Here is a 15262-nt window from a genome sequence, read left to right on the forward strand (position 1 = left end):
ATCCAGAAGCCTCCCTTCCAATCATGGTTGAAAGCCTTTTGACAAAAAAACCAGATCAGACAAAATGGGAATACTTGAAAATCATTTCATCATCTTGGCTTTTTTCTCAAAATTTGTTTAAAACGTAATATGATTGTAACATTACTTGAAAAAGTCAAACAACTATTTAGACGGGGAGGAGGGATACTTGATTTGCAACTGCACGAGATGACGTTTATAATGTGAATGAGAATCAATTTCAATTAAGTTGATTGAAAGGATGACATATATGCCAGAAACGAAACAACAAACAGAAGCGTTAACAGTTCGAGACGCTGTCAGATATAGACGATCGATTCGAAAATTCAAAGACATACCGGTGACGATTGAGCAGCTTCAGCCGCTATTAGAGGATGCAGTCTATGCACCGAACCATAAAATCACGGAGCCGTGGCGCTTTTTATATGCGGTGACGGATGAAGCGAAAGCGACTTTTGTAGAGCGCTTCATTGCTTTCTTTCAGCGCAACAACCCAGATGCAAAAGAAGAAAAAATCAATCAATACAGAGATTACTTTTCTAAGGTTCCGGCGCTTTTACTTGTCGTGCTAAAAGAAGACGAGAACCCTGTTGTGAGAAATGATGATTTTGCCGCTGTCAGCGCGCTCATTCAAAATCTTCAGCTGCTTGCGTGGGATCAAGGGATCGGTATGGTATGGAAGAGCGGACGTATTTTATACGACAAAGGCTTTCAACAAGACATGGGATTAAAGGAAAACGAACGGTTTGCTGCGATCCTTCATATAGGTTATCCAGAAGAGGTGCCTGAGGAAAAATCACGCCAGAAAGCATCAAGTCTTCTTACTGAAATCAAATAAAAGAAAAGCAGACCGCTGAATAAGGTCTGCTTTTTTACTTATTGTTTTTTGGCGCGCTGATCGGCTGCTTTCATACGTGCCATTGCTTTTACGTCATTCGGATCTGCAAGTTCTTTGGAAAATTCAACATATTCGCCATCCGTCTCTTGTGCCGCGAGCTCGTGGTTGGATTTTTTGTGTTGTTCTTTTTTCAAAGCCTTTCCCTCCTTTACAAGATCACTTTAGTTATGTGCTTGTTGGAGGGGAATATCCGCCTTATTTGTTTCTTTTTTCTGCTGCTCTTTCCGCTTTTTTGAATTCCTGCTGATACAGGACTTCCTGGGTTTTCTTCAGCTTCGAAGTTGGCTGGTGTTCTTTTTTCTTCATCAAAATCGCCCCCTCATCTCATTTCTAATAGGATGGGTGTTTTTGACAACATTTATTCCCCAGAATGCAAAATCGCTTCTTTTAGTTCAGGGTGCAAAAAGTCATAAGAAGAGAGCAGCGCTTTTTTTGGCAGAGCACGCTGGCCTTCTAAAACAAGTAATGACATTTCACCAAGTGCCGTTTTGATCACAAAAGATGGCACCTTCAGCCAATGGGGGCGGCGAAGGGCAGTAGCAATGGTTTGTCCAAGCTGTTTCATTTGAACAGGATTCGGTGATGTCGCATTGAGCGGACCTGACAGGTCTTCATTATGAATCGCATAAGCAATGAGATGTGCCACATCCTCAACATGAACCCATGAAACCCATTGCGTACCAGAGCCAATTGTCCCGCCGGCAAACAGCTTGTAAGGAAGTGTCATCAGCGGCAGTGTGCCTTTTTCTCCTAACACGACACCAAAGCGGGTGTAGACCGTACGAATGCCGAGGGCTTCAATCTTTTGCCCCTCAGCCTCCCAAAGCCTTGATGTATGACTTAAGAAATCAGAATCCGCAGGAGGTGATTCCTCCGTAAAATCTCCTGTTTGAGATGTGCCATAAATTCCGACAGCACTTGCCTGAATCAGCACAGAAGGTTTCGATTCCTGCGCTTCTATAATGCGTCTTACCTCTTGTGTTGATTTGAGACGGCTGGAGAGGATGCCTTCTTTTGCCTTGTCTGTCCAACGTGTAAAAATGGATTTTCCAGCAAGGTTAATCCAAACATCGATGGCAGGCAATTCATGCTCAGGCGCAGCACCTTCGGTCAGCCACTGCACATAATGTAAATGATTTTGTTCGGATTCCTTTGGATTTCTTGTTAAAATATATAGATGATGTCCCTCAGCAGCGAGCACTTTTGTGACATGCTGGCCGATAAAACCGGTTCCTCCGGTAATGGCGATATTCAATTGACATCTCTCCTCTCATATACATACCATATCTTTCACGATTTTGAATCAGAAGAAACATCCTGACTGTTTTGGAAAAGGAGTGATCACAGGATGCCCTATATTACAAAAATTTCTGCTCAGAAAAACAATACAGAGCGGGTAAACATCTTTCTTGATGAAAAGTACGCCTTTAGCGTTGATTTAGATGTGCTCGTCCAGCACGATTTGAAAAAAGGAAAAGAGCTGGACGAAGCAGATATCATTGAGATTCAATTCGGTGATTCGGTGAAAAAAGGATTTCAGCAGGCCGTTGATTATTTATCCTACCGAATGAGATCAGTAAAAGAAGTCACCGATTATTTAACGAAAAAAGAAATCCCTGCACCTGCTATTAGTGAAATTATACACAAATTAAAGCATTATAAGTATGTAAATGATCTTGAATTTGCAGAAGCCTATGTCAGCACCCACCGGAAAACGAACAGCAAAGGACCGTCCGTCCTAAAAAAAGAATTGAAGCTCAAGGGGATAGACGATGACACGATTGAACAGGCGCTGTCGCAATACCCTGATGACTTACAGCTGGAGGAAGCCGTAAAGCAGGTTCTCAAGCTTGTCAAAAAAGAAAAAAATCGTTCTGCAAAAGAGATAGAGCAGCGCATCAAGCTGCAGCTGCAGCGAAAGGGATTTTCGTTTGAGATCATTGATAAAGCCCTTCAAGAAGCCTATGATGGACAAGAAGAGGAAAAGGAAGAAGAAGCCCTCCTTTATATGCTGGAGAAGGCAAAACGCAAGGTAGGATATGACGGATCATTTGAAAAGAAGATGAAAGTGAAGCAATTTTTATTCAGAAAAGGCTTTGATCTCGATACAATTGATCACGTTTTAGACAAAGGGGAATGACAGATGGAAAAACGCTATAGTGAGATGACAGAATACGAATTGAAGCAGGAGATTGCCGCCCTTTCTGAAAAAGCTCGAAAGGCTGAGCAGCTTGGCATTGTGAATGAATATGCAGTTTTAGAACGGAAAATCGATATGGCGAAAGCCTATTTATTAGATCCAGCCTCGATTCAAACGAAAACAACTTATCAAATCAAAGACACAGACGAAGAGTTTTATGTAGAATATCTAAATGGCGTTTTTGCGTGGGGATACAGAGTATCGGCTCCAAATAAAGAAGATGCTCTGCCGATTTCAATGCTGACGAAAAAGGACTGAAATGAGTCTCGAGCGTTGGATAACCTTGCAAGAAGAAAAAAGCTATCATTTTAAAAAGGACTGATCCTAAGTGATCAGTCCTTTTCTTTACTTCGAACGCTGTTTACGGACGTTGTTCTGAAGTACGATGTCGTGCTGCGTTTGCTGCGTTTCTCCGTTGACCTGAGAGGCAGAATGCTTTGCATTTGCCCATGGTTGAGGGTAAGCGGTTGTCCTTAATTGAACAAAGTCTGCCATATACGATTTCCCATTTGAACTCATATCTCAAGCACTCCCTTTGGAAAAATTAGCGTTTCCCTGATGCCCTCATACGTTCCTGTGGACGTGTATTTGTTTCACCATTCGGCCGTTTAGACGCATAAGCATCTGTAGCGCCTGGTTCGCCTTCAAACTTGTGATTTACCTGATTTGGAAAGCCTTTTGCTTTATTACGCATATCGATTCCCTCCAAACAATACAAATCATTTGCGTCTTTTGAAGACGTAAGGGTAGTATATGAAAAAAGAAGTTTTTTTAAAAAGGCACTTTCTGCTAGATGAAGGAGGAACAGGCATGGAACAATACTTTGAGCGACTAACAGAACAACTTATGGAAAAAAACAATATGCTGACATATGACGAAGCACGTACATGGGTAGAGCTGCTTTGGAGTGATTTTGAAACGACCTATGCAAAGGCTGGCCGTAAGTATAAAGGACAGGAAACAACAGAACGAATTGTCCAAGAGTGGATCGAGAGCTACGGAGCGCAGCTGCATTTATTTCAAAATAAACAATCAAAGGCAAACGAGCATCTGCAACAAAACAATCGAGGGCTGCTTCACTAAAAAGGCTGCCCTTTCACTTCCATTCATCTTTTTCAATAAATAGGTAAATATATAAATGAACAAACAATTTTATGAAACAATACCCAGTCTGTGATCAAAATTACAGGCTTTTTACAATGATTAAACTTAAAATTACATTAAATTCATCCTGCTGAAAATCAATGGAAATAAAACTCTGATATAATGAAACGATTAAAGAGACATGTAATTTATGGATAATAAAAAAGGGTTTCGTTTTCTGACAAAAAAGGAATAATGAACATATCAGACTATGTGAAAAAAGTGAAGAGAAGGTGCGATATGGAACGGGAACTGCTCTCTGTTATAATTCCTTCTTACAATGAAGGTGAAAACATCAGACGAATCTTTGAGGCACTCGAGGAAGAGTTTCGCGATTTTCATTATGACTTTGAAATCATCTTTGTGAATGATGGAAGCAAAGACAACACGCTTCAATACATGAGAGAGCTCTCTCGAAAAAGTGCAAAAGTTAAATATATTTCCTTTTCGCGTAACTTTGGAAAGGAAGCCGCTATTTTGGCAGGTCTTGAACATGCAAAAGGAGCAGCTGCGATTATTATGGACGCCGATCTGCAGCACCCGACGTATTTAATTCAGGACTTTGTCAGGGGATATGAAGAAGGCTATCATCAAGTCATTGCCAAACGAAATCGTAAAGGTGACAGCAAGCTGCGCTCTTACCTGTCATCCATGTACTATAAGGTGATGAACAAGGTAGTAGAAGTGGACTTGCGTGATGGCGTCGGGGATTTCCGTTTAATTTCACGCCAAGCCATCGATGCATTGCTTCAGCTGAAAGAGGGGAATCGTTTTTCAAAAGGGCTTTTTTGCTGGATTGGGTTTGAAGAAAAGGTTATCTATTATGAAAATGTAGAAAGACAGCATGGTGATACAAAATGGTCACTGAAGAAATTATTTAACTATGGCATAGATGGCGTCATTTCCTTTAACAACCGCCCGCTGCGAATTTGTTTTTATACTGGCATACTGATCTTATTTCTCTCATTGATTTACATCGTGGCCACCTTTATTCAAATCGTCAGAACGGGCATTATGGTGCCGGGTTATTTTACTTTAATATCGGCTGTGCTGTTCCTCGGAGGTGTCCAGCTTTTGAGTCTAGGTGTGATTGGAGAATATATTGGCCGTATCTATTATGAAACGAAAAAGAGGCCGCATTATTTAATTCAGGAATCAAATGTGATGGAACAAGAGACAAGCTCAAAGGAACAAGACCGAGTGTTAACACAGTTATTTAAATAACGTGGAGTCAAATAACCGGCAAGCACGAATCGCTTGCTGGGTTGTTTTGTTTCAAAGAAAAGTGGATCTTTTGTGGAAAGGATTTAGATGATGAAACGTAGATGGATAATGATAGGAATGTGCCTCATTCTCGCTTTATTAGGACACTCCTTTTTCTTATATGAATATACGCAAGGCCGGTATATGACAGGAGATGGAGACGGAATCTCACAAATGCTCCCATTTAAAAAGCTGCTTTACGATGAATACGTCAAAGGGAACTTCTTTTATTCCTATCAATTCGGTCTAGGCGGCGGTACATATACGCAATTAGGTTATTATTTCACAACGTCGACTGTCTTTATGGTCACAGTCGCTGTCGTCTGGCTGATGAATGCGCTTCATTTCATCCAGTCAACGGACATTCATTTCTGGGCAAATGCCGTCATTTGGCTGAGTGTGATCAAGCTGACGCTTATTCTTTTCATCGCTTACCGTGTGCTTCTTTCAATGGTTCAGCATAGGCTGAGCGCATTAACAGGAGCCGCAATTTACGGATTGTCTATTGTGTATTTTCGGCATCAAACATTTTGGGAGTTTTTCACCGACAGTATGATGTGGCTCCCGCTGCTTGTACTTGGGGTTGAACGGATTTTCAAAACAGGTAAGCCGGCTTGGTTTATTGCGGCGTGCAGCCTGATGCTTATCAACAATTTTTACTTTGCTTATATTCATTTTATCTTTTTAGCGATCTATCTTGTCTTCAGATATATCATCAAGCTTCGAAGTGAGGAGAACGGGTGGAAGGTGTTCTGGACGCTGGCGGTCTCTACGCTGTTATCCTTTGGAATCAGTGCCGCCTTTTTTGTCCCGTCTGTCTATGGCTTTCTGAATAATATAAGGCCGCCATATGATCAATCCATACCTTGGTTTGATCTGCATGATCATCTGCTGTTTACAAGCAGGGTGTATTTATTACCTGTGATCTTTCTCATTTGTATGTTCCTCGTTCCGCTTTACCGGAACAGGTGGTTTTTTATGTTTACATCGATCAGCGTTCTGCTCATTATTTTTCACTACAGTCCAAAGATGGCGAGCGTGTTTAATGGTTTTTCAGCACCGCAATACAGATTTGAGTACATTCTTGCCTTCACAGTTGGAGCGGTCGCAGCCATCACCATCAAGCATTTCTCGCAAATCGAGTGGAAGTGGAAAAAGCGTGCGGTCTTAGGCGCTTGGATCGTGTTTCTTCTCGCAGTCATCTTGTCAGAACGAGCAAAGGGAAATATGGATGTTGTTGTATTTACAGGCATAGGACTGCTTGTGATCAGCTTGTTTTTCCTTGTGATTCATACGGAAAAACGCCAGCACCTTCGTCTCTTTTCAGCTGTGCTCATCGTTGTCAGCTTACTGACAGCAGGCGTGTATCAGCAGGGCTACTTATCTGAAAGAAGCAATATTAAGAGCGTATCAGATACGTATCTGAATAGTGAGGCTTATGCTGGACATGAGCAAATGAAGCTCATTCAGCAGATTCAAAGCCGCTCTTCAAAAGATCCGCTTGCCCGGATTGATTGGATGAACGGCGTGCGCAACAACACCCCGTTATTTGAAGGCTTTCAAGGCATGAGTGCGTATTCAAGTATATTGAATCAGCATTTACTCAATTTCTACTGGAATGACCTGCAAATCGATATGGGACGGGAAAGTGTCAGCCGTTATGCAACAATGGGGGACAGAGCGAATTTATACAGCCTGACCTATGGAAAGTATTATATGAGAACGAGCGCGATGCCTTACTCACCGCCAGCTTATTTTAAGCCAATATTGGAAAGCGAACATTATAAAGTGTATGAAAATACACGGCCGCTGCCATTTGCAAGAACAACAAGCACCGTTTATTCAGAAGAATCCTTAAAAGATGCCTCAGCACTTGATAGGGAGCATGCGATGCTGCAAGGTGTGGTTTTAGACAAAAAAGGAAACGCTGAAATTGAGCACGCGCCAGATCGAGTCAAGGATACAAATATTCATACGATACAAGCCATATACGAACATGGCGTGCTTGATGTATACGGAGAAACAGGCGGCCTGAATATCATGCTGCCAGATGATATGGCCCGCGCTGGGGATGTGTATGTGAGCTTTTATGTGAAGCGGACAGACCGTAACGAAGGATTTCAGTTATCTGTTGATCACTACGTCACCTCACGAAAAAGCAATACATCCATCTACAAAACAGGCGTCAATGAAGTGACGATTCGAGTCCCTGCGGAAAAAATCCTTTCCATTCGAGTACCAAAAGGGACGTATGAGCTGAGTCAATTAAAGCTATATCAAGAGCCTTACCGCGTCCTAGAGAAGGCATATGAAAAAGAAAAACAGGATCATGGCAGCCAGCAAGTACAGCTCGAAAACAACCGCTTTACGATTTCATATGATAACAAGCGCGGCGATGATTATATGATTCTGCCTGTTCCATATGAAAAAGGTTGGGAGCTCACGGTAAACGGACAGCAGACCGATATTGAACAAGCCAATTACGCCTTTATCGGTTTTCCAATAGAAAAAGGCAAAAACGAGATTGTGCTAACCTACTATCCGCCTTATATCAGAATTCTCGCGTTGATTTCACTCGTCAGTTTGATCGGTGCGATCCTATATGCACGAAGAAAACACAAAAAACACCACTTTTCATCATAAGTGGTGTTTTTTCTCATCATTGATACAATCTACTTAAAAGCATGTGAATGGGGGAAACCATTTGACGTTAAACAAAGAGTCCACTATTGCTCATTTTGAACACTCCATTGAATGGGTACAGTCACTAACGGAATTAACAGACAAAGAATGGCGCAGAGCGATCGCTGATGGAAAATGGAGTACGGCTGAAATTATCGCCCATTTCGTTCCATGGGATGAATTTATTTTAAAGGCTCGACTAAAGGAATTTTGGAACGATCAGCCGTTACCTCAAGCTCCTGATGTGCGCAAAATGAATCAGCAGTCAGCTGAAAGAGCGAGAAAGGAAAAGAAAAGCGAGACGATCGTTCGATTTATTGCTGTCAGAACAGAATTACTTCAAGAAATGAAGAAAATCGAACCATCTCGCTGGAATGAACTCTTTTTTATTGGTCAAACCAAGCTGACGTTATTAAGATACTTCCAAGGGCTGATCGAGCATGATATCCATCATATGAAGCAAGTCACTAAGCTTCTTTCTCAAACGAAAACGTCGCATAATCAAACAAAAAATGAAACAACCAAAGACTGAGGGCAAAGAGGATTTCCTCAGAAGTAGATAGTAAAATGCCGCCAACCAATTCATCTGATAAATAGACAGCACCCCAAATAAACAAAAGATGAATTGAAATGGCATAGAAAACGATAGAGCATTTTTTGGAACGGCACTTTCTAACAACTCTCATGAGCACATGCTCCACATGCTCAAAGGATATCCCAAGTATCACATAGATGCCCATAAATAAAAGCATTGATAAAATCGATTGATAAAAAGCACCCGTTAAATGAAAGAACAGCACACAAAACAACAAAAATATGTAACAGACAGCCGACGCCGCCATGAGCCATTTCAGCCCTTGCCATAAAGCGTGAACAGATTGCTGCATAGGTGAACAAACACTCCTTTACATGAAGATACCTGCAAAAAGGACAGCCTTTTTGCAGGAAGTTATATGTTAATCCTCTTTTTTTGGTGCAGCGATCACAGGATGTTTTTCAGTATCAAGCAGTTTTAAGAAATCTTCACCTTGATCTAAATGATCAAGAACAAGCTGTTTCGGTGTAACCGCAAGCCACTGATTGAGTGAGATATCCGCATAATGATCGCTCTTAAAGATTTCTAAGAAATAAAGCGGTTCGTCGCCTGTATTTTCTACATAATGCCCCATCGCAAATGGCACATAGCCAACGTCTCCCGCCTGATAGTTGAAGGTTCTCGCATGTCCATCAGAAGCAAATACCGTCATTCGTGCTTTTCCAGAAATAAAATATTGCCATTCATCCGTATTTGGATGCCAGTGCAGCTCTCGGATAGCACCTGGATCAACTTTCACAAGAGCGGATGCAATCGTTTTAGACGCTTTGAAATTGGTAGAGTCCGCAATCCACACTTGTCCGCCGCTTGACGTAATCGGCTCCTGTTTTAACAGCTCATATTTAAAGGAATTTGGGACTTCCCCTTGCTCTGTTTTCACCTTGTCACATTCAAGGGAACCAGGAATGCCTTTTTGGAAAATATACTTTTCTTTCTCTGGCAGCTTGTCAAACTGCTCCTTTGTCATACCGAAGTTCTTAAGCACGACTTCCTCTGGCGTGTGGGCAAGCCAATCGGTTACTTGGAACGTACTATTTTCTGAGAATGACCCATCATCAAAAACAAGTAAGAATTCAGCTCCCGGTTCAAGTGCTTGGATAGAGTGCGGCAGGCCAGAAGGGAAGTACCACAAATCACCCTCTGTCACATCCTCTGTAAAATTGCGCCCCTCTGCATCAACCGATGTAATCCGGGCTTCCCCATAAATCATGTACGCCCATTCCGCTTCCTTATGCCAGTGAAGCTCACGAATCGCACCAGGCTTTAGCCGCATATTGACAGATGCAAGACTTTTAGAGATCGGCAGTTCGCGGACTGTTACCTCACGGGCGTAGCCGCCTTTTTCTAAACGATTGTGTGTATCAGAAAAAGAATATTTCAGGTTGGAGACCGTTCCATGATCGGTTTCTGGCGGCGTGAGCATATCTGGATTTTGTCTGTCCCGCTCGAGATTACGTGGAATTTTGACCGTTGCTCCTTTTTCTCCTCGAATCGGCTGTGGTATTCCATTTGGCTTTTCACTCATGATAAAATCCCCTTTCAACATCGTATTGTGTGAGGTGACTAAAAGGCCTTTCATTTCGCCCTCGTTTTCATAAGGTGAAACGAATCAAGCAGATGTCAATCTGATTCATCATTTTTTTGAGCAGCGACTAATCGTTGGATGAGCTTGCTTAATTCATCAAACTTTCGTTCAAAGCGTGTCAGCAAGTAAACCGTCAAAATGGCAGGGAAGCCAGCCTGACCGAGCTGCTTCAGCCATTCCTCCGAAAAAAAGGTCTCCATTTGTCTCACCTCCCAGTGGATGCTCGTCTTCTATATAAGTGGTATGAAAGAAGAAAAAGGAAAGCAGAGGGGGATAAAATGAACCATTAGACCCGTTTCACGAAGTTTACTTTTTTTAACTTTTGTCCACTTAATGCTAGTAGAGGGAACAAAGGGGAGGATGCACATGGATTATCGGCTGTTATTGAAAGCAAAATGGAAGGAAATCATTGATCACCCGCTCATTCAGCAGTTTTTAAGCAACCCGAAAAACGAGCAGCTGCTCCGGCAAGTCATGGAAGAGCCAAACGAGGAAAATGCCAAAAAACTAGATTCCGAGTTCAAACAGTTCTATCAGAAAATCCGCATCATCAAGTATATCTCCACAATGATACGCATCTTTTCAGTCGACTTTGATAAACGAGTGAAAAAGAAGCAGCAGCGTTTTCCGCTCATACTCGATCATCCTGATACACAAGAAGTGAAAGACCCTGTTCAAACAGATACGTATGAAGCCGTGCTCTTCAACCAGCAAGACCTAGGGGAGCATCTGCAAGACCAAACATTGTACAAGGCCTACCAGCAGCTCACAGACAAACAAAAAATGGTCTTAACACAAATTTATGTCGAAGGACAAACAATGAAGGAAATAGCCGATCAGTTAGGCGAAACAAGACAAAACATCTCAAACATTCACAAAAAAGCGCTCAACAAACTAAAAGAAGAAACAGGGGGAGATGTCCGTGCACGAAGACAAAATGACCAATGGAGAAATGGAAGAACTCATTGAAACCTTCACACCCATGATCAAAAAGAAACTACAAAACACGGCATATCAAGAAAGAGAAGACCTCGAACAAGAACTCTATATCAAACTCATCGAAAAAGTAGACTGGCTAATTTACCAAGAGGGACCTGGCTTTTGGGAGTTTATTGTGGAATATATGACGAAGTTGTAAGAGTGAAGCACAAAAAAAGACTCGCTCACACAGAGCCGAGTCTTAATTTTTTTTGTAGTTTTTCTTCACTGAAAATCCAGCCGGTATAGGAATTTTTGATTTGGTGGTCCATGTCGATATGGCAGATCGCGACAAAAGGATAATGACCTTTGCTGCGGTAGCGCAAATCAATGAACCGCACCTCGTAATGATCCTTGTATTTATCCACTTCCCACCGGTAGACAGGGGAGAAGGAGAGAAAGGCTGAAATGTTTTCATCTTGTTTGGCAATTTTCATAATTTCAGTATCAGGGACCGGCACCCGGTTAAAGGTGTCTAAAATGACAACCTCTCCATTCATACTGCGCCCAACATGGAAAGAGGATTTACATTTCACGGCAATGCGCCATTGTCTGAACTTCATTGTAGGCGAAATAATAATCTCTTCAATTTCATCAAATCGTGCACGCAGCTGACGTTTAATCTGAAGCTGCATGATGACCCTGACGATATAGTAACAGAAAATCACGGCATACAGCGTAATAAACGTATAGCCGGGATGTCCGCCAATCGCCCAAACGACAATGGCGACAAGGTGTGTAAAAAAGATAAACGGATCAAACGTATTAATGATCCCTAGCGCTACCCATTTCTTCGAAAATGGACGAATGGCCTGCGTGCCGTATGCATTGAAAATATCGACAAACACATGAAGGACAACGGCTAATAGTGTCCATAACCAAAGGTGAAGTAAATTCGCCCCGGGCACAAATGGGAAAATCACAGCCGGAATCAGCAATGACCAAAACAGTACAGCCGGAATAGAATGTGTAAATCCTCGGTGATTTCTTATATAAACCGCATTATTTTTTAGTTTTAGCACAGTATCAATGTCTGGTGCTTGGGAGCCGGCGATGGTCGCGATCATCACGGCGTGTGCCATGTGTGGATCTGCGCTGACGGCTGGATCTAAAAGTGCAAGTCCCCCAAGAGAAATGCCCATTACTACATGAGTACCAGTGTCCAATTGATTACCTCCTAGTTGTCATGCTTAGGAACAATCATACAAAGTATACGTCTCCAATCAAGACTATGTGCAAAATCACTTTTGCTTTATCCCGATTTAATGTAACATGTTAACGTATCTACAAACAGTATACAACAAATAAGGTTCTATTCAGAACGTTAGCCCTCGGTCCAATGAGAAGGAGTATAGATATGAAAGACATTCAAGAAAAGCTGGACCGCAAAGATATTGCGGGATTTCAGCATGATTTAATTGATTGGTATGAAAAAGAACAACGAACACTTCCGTGGCGTGAAAATCAAGATCCATACCGCGTCTGGGTATCAGAAGTGATGCTTCAGCAAACGAGAGTAGATACGGTCATTCCGTACTTCAACCGGTTTATGGAGCAATTCCCGACGGTGAAGGATCTCGCTTTAGCTGATGAAGAAAAGGTCATGAAAGCATGGGAAGGTCTTGGCTACTACTCAAGAGTGCGTAATTTACAGGCAGCTGTGAAAGAAGTATATGAATCCTACGGCGGTGTTGTCCCTAATACGAAAGAGCAATTTTCAAAGCTCAAAGGTGTAGGCCCGTATACGAGCGGCGCAGTGCTGAGTATCGCCTATAACAAGCCGTATCCTGCGGTAGACGGCAACGTGATGAGGGTCATTTCTCGTATTTTGTCCATATGGGATGATATTGCAAAACCAAAAACGAGAAATGTTTTCGAATTTGCGGTCGATCAGCTCATTTCCCGGGAAAAGCCGTCAGAATTTAATCAAGGGCTGATGGAGCTTGGTGCGCTCATTTGCACTCCAACATCCCCTGCATGTCTCATTTGCCCTGTGAACATGCATTGTTCGGCACTCGAGGAAGGCGTTCAGCATGAGCTCCCAGTGAAAAGCAAAAAGAAAAAGCCGACTGCAAAATCAATGGCAGCAGCGGTGTTATTTGATGACGCAGGCAACCTATATATTCATAAGCGGCCAAGTACAGGCCTCCTTGCGAATTTATGGGAATTCCCTAACATGGAAACCATGAAGGGAAGAAAAACGGAAAAAGAGCAGCTCATTGATTTCTTAAAAGAGGAGGCGGGTGTACAAGCGGAGCTTGGTGATTTAGAAGGCACCATTCAGCATGTATTTACCCACCTCATCTGGAATATTTCTGTTTTCTTTGGACGAGTTACCTCTGTATCTGATGACACGAAGCTGAAAAAAGTCACAACAGAAGAATTTGAGGCATATGCTTTGCCAGTCTCACACCAAAAAATTTGGAAGCTGGCACTTGAGCAGCCTAGTCATATTTAACCGTTGTACCGTGGGTATAATCAGCTTCATTTCGGTGCAGACCCCCGCGGTCTTCGATTTCAGAAATGATTTCTCGATACTTAGATTGCCCTTCTTCATTCAAATAAGGTAAAATTTGTTGGAAAGCATGATGAAAGTAAGCAAGCTCAGTATCTTTCCATTGATCCTTGGACATCATGCCAAGCTGGCTTAAATCGCGTCCGACATACATGAATGTAACCTCCTAATAGAAACTTTCCTATTAGTGTGAAGCGAATGAACGAAAACTATTCAAATCAGGAGATGAACCATAATGAGTCAACGTAAATGTGCATTAATTACAGGAAGCAGCAGAGGGGTAGGGAAAGAAGTTGCCCTTCGCCTCGCTGAAAAAGGATATGACATTGTCATTAACTATGCGAGAAGCAAAAAAGCCGCACTTGAAACAGCGGAAGAAATTGAAGCGATGGGCGTTAAAACATTGGTTGTCAAAGCCAATGTAGGCCAGCCTGAGAAAATCAAAGACATGTTTCAGCAAATTGATGAAACTTTTGGCCGTTTAGATGTATTTGTAAACAATGCGGCATCAGGTGTTCAGCGTCCAATTATGGACCTTGAAGAAAATCATTGGGACTGGACGATGAATATCAATGCGAAAGCCTTGTTATTCTGCGGACAAGAAGCGGCGAAACTAATGGAGAAAAACGGTGGCGGACATATCGTCAGCATTAGCTCTCTTGGCTCTATTCGCTACCTTGAAAATTACACAGTAGTCGGCGTATCAAAAGCAGCACTAGAAGCTTTGACACGTTACCTTTCTGTTGAGCTGTCACAAAAAAATATCGTCGTCAACGCTGTATCAGGCGGCGCGATCGATACTGATGCACTTAAGCACTTCCCGAACCGTGAAGAGCTTTTAGAAGATGCGAAGAAAAACACACCTGCCGGCCGAATGGTGGAAATTAAAGACATGGTCGACAGCGTGGAATTCCTTGTATCAGGAAAAGCAGACATGATTAGAGGCCAGACGATTATTGTGGATGGCGGACGTTCTTTGCTTGTTTAAAAAAATCATGAATAGGATGTACACCTTCTGCACAAATTAATGTGCGTGGAGGTGATAATGATGGATCAACAACAAAACAAAACAAACGCGCAACAAGTGAAGAAACAAAACCAAGCTTCTGCACAAGGCGGTCAATTTGGTACTGAATTTGCTAGTGAGACTGACGCACAGCAAGTAAAAAAATACAACCAAAAAGCTGAGCAAAACAAACAACAAAACAGCTAATCACTGAAACAAAGGAAAGCACTTCATATACGAATGAAGTGCTTTTCTTTTTGCCTCTCACCACCATCCGACAAAACCTGTAAAACCTCTACATAAACAGTCAAAGGATTTCTTCCTTCTTTCAAGAAATGGTTTACAGACAAAAAGTGGATTCGATGAAAAGGGAGGAGTT

General features: G+C 42.2%; 21 protein-coding genes and 1 pseudogene. 12 read left to right on the forward strand and 10 right to left on the reverse strand.

Annotation, left to right across the window (positions count from 1 at the left end; translation table 11 throughout):
• Positions 1–268: 268 nt before the first annotated feature.
• Complete coding sequence (locus tag AAYR28_RS03985; RefSeq protein WP_111927645.1) at positions 269–856, forward strand: nitroreductase family protein; 588 nt, start codon at positions 269–271, stop codon at positions 854–856.
• A 38-nt stretch (positions 857–894) separates the two neighbouring features.
• Here AAYR28_RS03985 and AAYR28_RS03990 read toward each other — a convergent pair whose 3' ends face one another.
• The 3 genes from AAYR28_RS03990 to AAYR28_RS04000 all read right to left on the reverse strand — a co-directional run bounded on the left by AAYR28_RS03990 (position 895) and on the right by AAYR28_RS04000 (position 2171).
• Positions 895–1050 carry a YfhD family protein gene (locus AAYR28_RS03990; RefSeq protein WP_024425810.1) on the reverse strand — a complete coding sequence of 52 codons (156 nt, stop codon included), beginning with the start codon at positions 1048–1050 and terminating at the stop codon, positions 895–897.
• Positions 1051–1111: 61 nt separating this feature from the next.
• On the reverse strand, positions 1112–1222 hold the full coding sequence (locus AAYR28_RS03995) for a YfhE family protein (protein ID WP_017358836.1): 111 nt from the start codon (positions 1220–1222) through the stop codon (positions 1112–1114).
• Between the two features lie 52 nt (positions 1223–1274).
• Positions 1275–2171 carry a TIGR01777 family oxidoreductase gene (locus AAYR28_RS04000; protein WP_024425809.1) on the reverse strand — a complete coding sequence of 299 codons (897 nt, stop codon included), beginning with the start codon at positions 2169–2171 and terminating at the stop codon, positions 1275–1277.
• A gap of 93 nt (positions 2172–2264) precedes the next feature.
• Here AAYR28_RS04000 and recX point away from each other — a divergent pair, with 93 nt between their 5' ends.
• Together recX and AAYR28_RS04010 are read left to right on the forward strand one after the other, a co-directional pair.
• Positions 2265–3056 (forward strand): recombination regulator RecX, encoded by a 792-nt coding sequence (recX, locus tag AAYR28_RS04005; RefSeq protein ID WP_024425808.1) that lies wholly within the window; start codon positions 2265–2267, stop codon positions 3054–3056.
• A gap of 3 nt (positions 3057–3059) precedes the next feature.
• Positions 3060–3374, forward strand: a complete 315-nt coding sequence (locus AAYR28_RS04010; RefSeq protein WP_101676721.1) for a YfhH family protein — start codon at positions 3060–3062, stop codon at positions 3372–3374.
• An 87-nt stretch (positions 3375–3461) separates the two neighbouring features.
• Here the strand turns inward: AAYR28_RS04010 and AAYR28_RS04015 are convergent, their stop codons facing one another.
• Together AAYR28_RS04015 and AAYR28_RS04020 are read right to left on the reverse strand one after the other, a co-directional pair.
• Entirely contained in the window at positions 3462–3635 is a 174-nt protein-coding gene (locus AAYR28_RS04015) for a YpzG family protein (protein ID WP_008360604.1), read from the reverse strand.
• Between the two features lie 25 nt (positions 3636–3660).
• Positions 3661–3810 carry a small, acid-soluble spore protein K gene (locus AAYR28_RS04020; RefSeq protein WP_003217849.1) on the reverse strand — a complete coding sequence of 50 codons (150 nt, stop codon included), beginning with the start codon at positions 3808–3810 and terminating at the stop codon, positions 3661–3663.
• Positions 3811–3926: 116 nt separating this feature from the next.
• Between AAYR28_RS04020 and AAYR28_RS04025 the strand changes: the two genes are divergently transcribed.
• The 4 genes from AAYR28_RS04025 to AAYR28_RS04040 all read left to right on the forward strand — a co-directional run bounded on the left by AAYR28_RS04025 (position 3927) and on the right by AAYR28_RS04040 (position 8736).
• The gene (locus AAYR28_RS04025; protein WP_024425219.1) at positions 3927–4199 is read left to right on the forward strand and encodes a YfhJ family protein; all 273 of its coding nucleotides are present in this window, start codon (positions 3927–3929) and stop codon (positions 4197–4199) included.
• Between the two features lie 300 nt (positions 4200–4499).
• Entirely contained in the window at positions 4500–5483 is a 984-nt protein-coding gene (locus AAYR28_RS04030) for a glycosyltransferase family 2 protein (RefSeq protein WP_024425218.1), read from the forward strand.
• Positions 5484–5570: 87 nt separating this feature from the next.
• Positions 5571–8165 carry a YfhO family protein gene (locus AAYR28_RS04035; protein ID WP_101676722.1) on the forward strand — a complete coding sequence of 865 codons (2595 nt, stop codon included), beginning with the start codon at positions 5571–5573 and terminating at the stop codon, positions 8163–8165.
• Between the two features lie 61 nt (positions 8166–8226).
• Complete coding sequence (locus tag AAYR28_RS04040; RefSeq protein ID WP_120208568.1) at positions 8227–8736, forward strand: DinB family protein; 510 nt, start codon at positions 8227–8229, stop codon at positions 8734–8736.
• Here the strand turns inward: AAYR28_RS04040 and AAYR28_RS04045 are convergent.
• From AAYR28_RS04045 to AAYR28_RS04055, 3 genes are all read right to left on the reverse strand, one after another.
• Positions 8672–9091 carry a regulatory YrvL family protein gene (locus AAYR28_RS04045; protein WP_120208565.1) on the reverse strand — a complete coding sequence of 140 codons (420 nt, stop codon included), beginning with the start codon at positions 9089–9091 and terminating at the stop codon, positions 8672–8674. The two genes, AAYR28_RS04040 and AAYR28_RS04045, sit on opposite strands and share 65 nt — an antisense overlap.
• Positions 9092–9160: 69 nt before the next feature.
• Positions 9161–10324 (reverse strand): oxalate decarboxylase family bicupin, encoded by a 1164-nt coding sequence (locus tag AAYR28_RS04050; RefSeq protein ID WP_061110592.1) that lies wholly within the window; start codon positions 10322–10324, stop codon positions 9161–9163.
• Between the two features lie 95 nt (positions 10325–10419).
• Complete coding sequence (locus tag AAYR28_RS04055) at positions 10420–10584, reverse strand: YvrJ family protein (protein ID WP_073204399.1); 165 nt, start codon at positions 10582–10584, stop codon at positions 10420–10422.
• Between the two features lie 166 nt (positions 10585–10750).
• Between AAYR28_RS04055 and AAYR28_RS04060 the strand changes: the two genes are divergently transcribed.
• Positions 10751–11353, forward strand: coding sequence for a sigma-70 family RNA polymerase sigma factor (locus tag AAYR28_RS04060; protein WP_024425214.1), 603 nt, complete (start codon positions 10751–10753; stop codon positions 11351–11353).
• Positions 11301–11522 (forward strand): sigma-O factor regulator RsoA, encoded by a 222-nt coding sequence (rsoA, locus tag AAYR28_RS04065; RefSeq protein ID WP_041116267.1) that lies wholly within the window; start codon positions 11301–11303, stop codon positions 11520–11522. The genes AAYR28_RS04060 and rsoA overlap by 53 nt, the downstream gene beginning before the upstream one ends.
• Before the next feature lie 25 nt (positions 11523–11547).
• Here the strand turns inward: rsoA and AAYR28_RS04070 are convergent, their stop codons facing one another.
• A complete protein-coding gene (locus AAYR28_RS04070) occupies positions 11548–12528 on the reverse strand; it encodes a metal-dependent hydrolase (RefSeq protein ID WP_034623275.1) in 981 nt (326 codons plus the stop codon).
• A 191-nt stretch (positions 12529–12719) separates the two neighbouring features.
• Here AAYR28_RS04070 and mutY point away from each other — a divergent pair, with 191 nt between their 5' ends.
• Positions 12720–13820 (forward strand): A/G-specific adenine glycosylase, encoded by a 1101-nt coding sequence (gene mutY, locus AAYR28_RS04075; RefSeq protein ID WP_326135429.1) that lies wholly within the window; start codon positions 12720–12722, stop codon positions 13818–13820.
• Here mutY and AAYR28_RS04080 read toward each other — a convergent pair.
• Positions 13807–14031: a hypothetical protein gene (locus AAYR28_RS04080; protein ID WP_003217808.1), complete on the reverse strand. Its 225-nt coding sequence runs from the start codon at positions 14029–14031 to the stop codon at positions 13807–13809. The genes mutY and AAYR28_RS04080 overlap by 14 nt on opposite strands.
• Before the next feature lie 81 nt (positions 14032–14112).
• On the opposite strand from AAYR28_RS04080, the gene fabL reads away from it, so the two are divergent.
• Both fabL and AAYR28_RS04090 read left to right on the forward strand, forming a co-directional pair.
• A complete protein-coding gene (gene fabL / locus AAYR28_RS04085) occupies positions 14113–14865 on the forward strand; it encodes an enoyl-[acyl-carrier-protein] reductase FabL (RefSeq protein WP_024425211.1) in 753 nt (250 codons plus the stop codon).
• 75 nt (positions 14866–14940) lie between these two features.
• Positions 14941–15090: pseudogene (locus AAYR28_RS04090) on the forward strand (gamma-type small acid-soluble spore protein); the annotation flags it as partial.
• Between the last annotated feature and the right edge of the window lie 172 nt (positions 15091–15262).

Origin of the sequence: Bacillus safensis, assembly GCF_039619585.1 — a bacterium.
GTDB classification, from domain to species: Bacteria; Bacillota; Bacilli; order Bacillales; family Bacillaceae; genus Bacillus; species Bacillus safensis.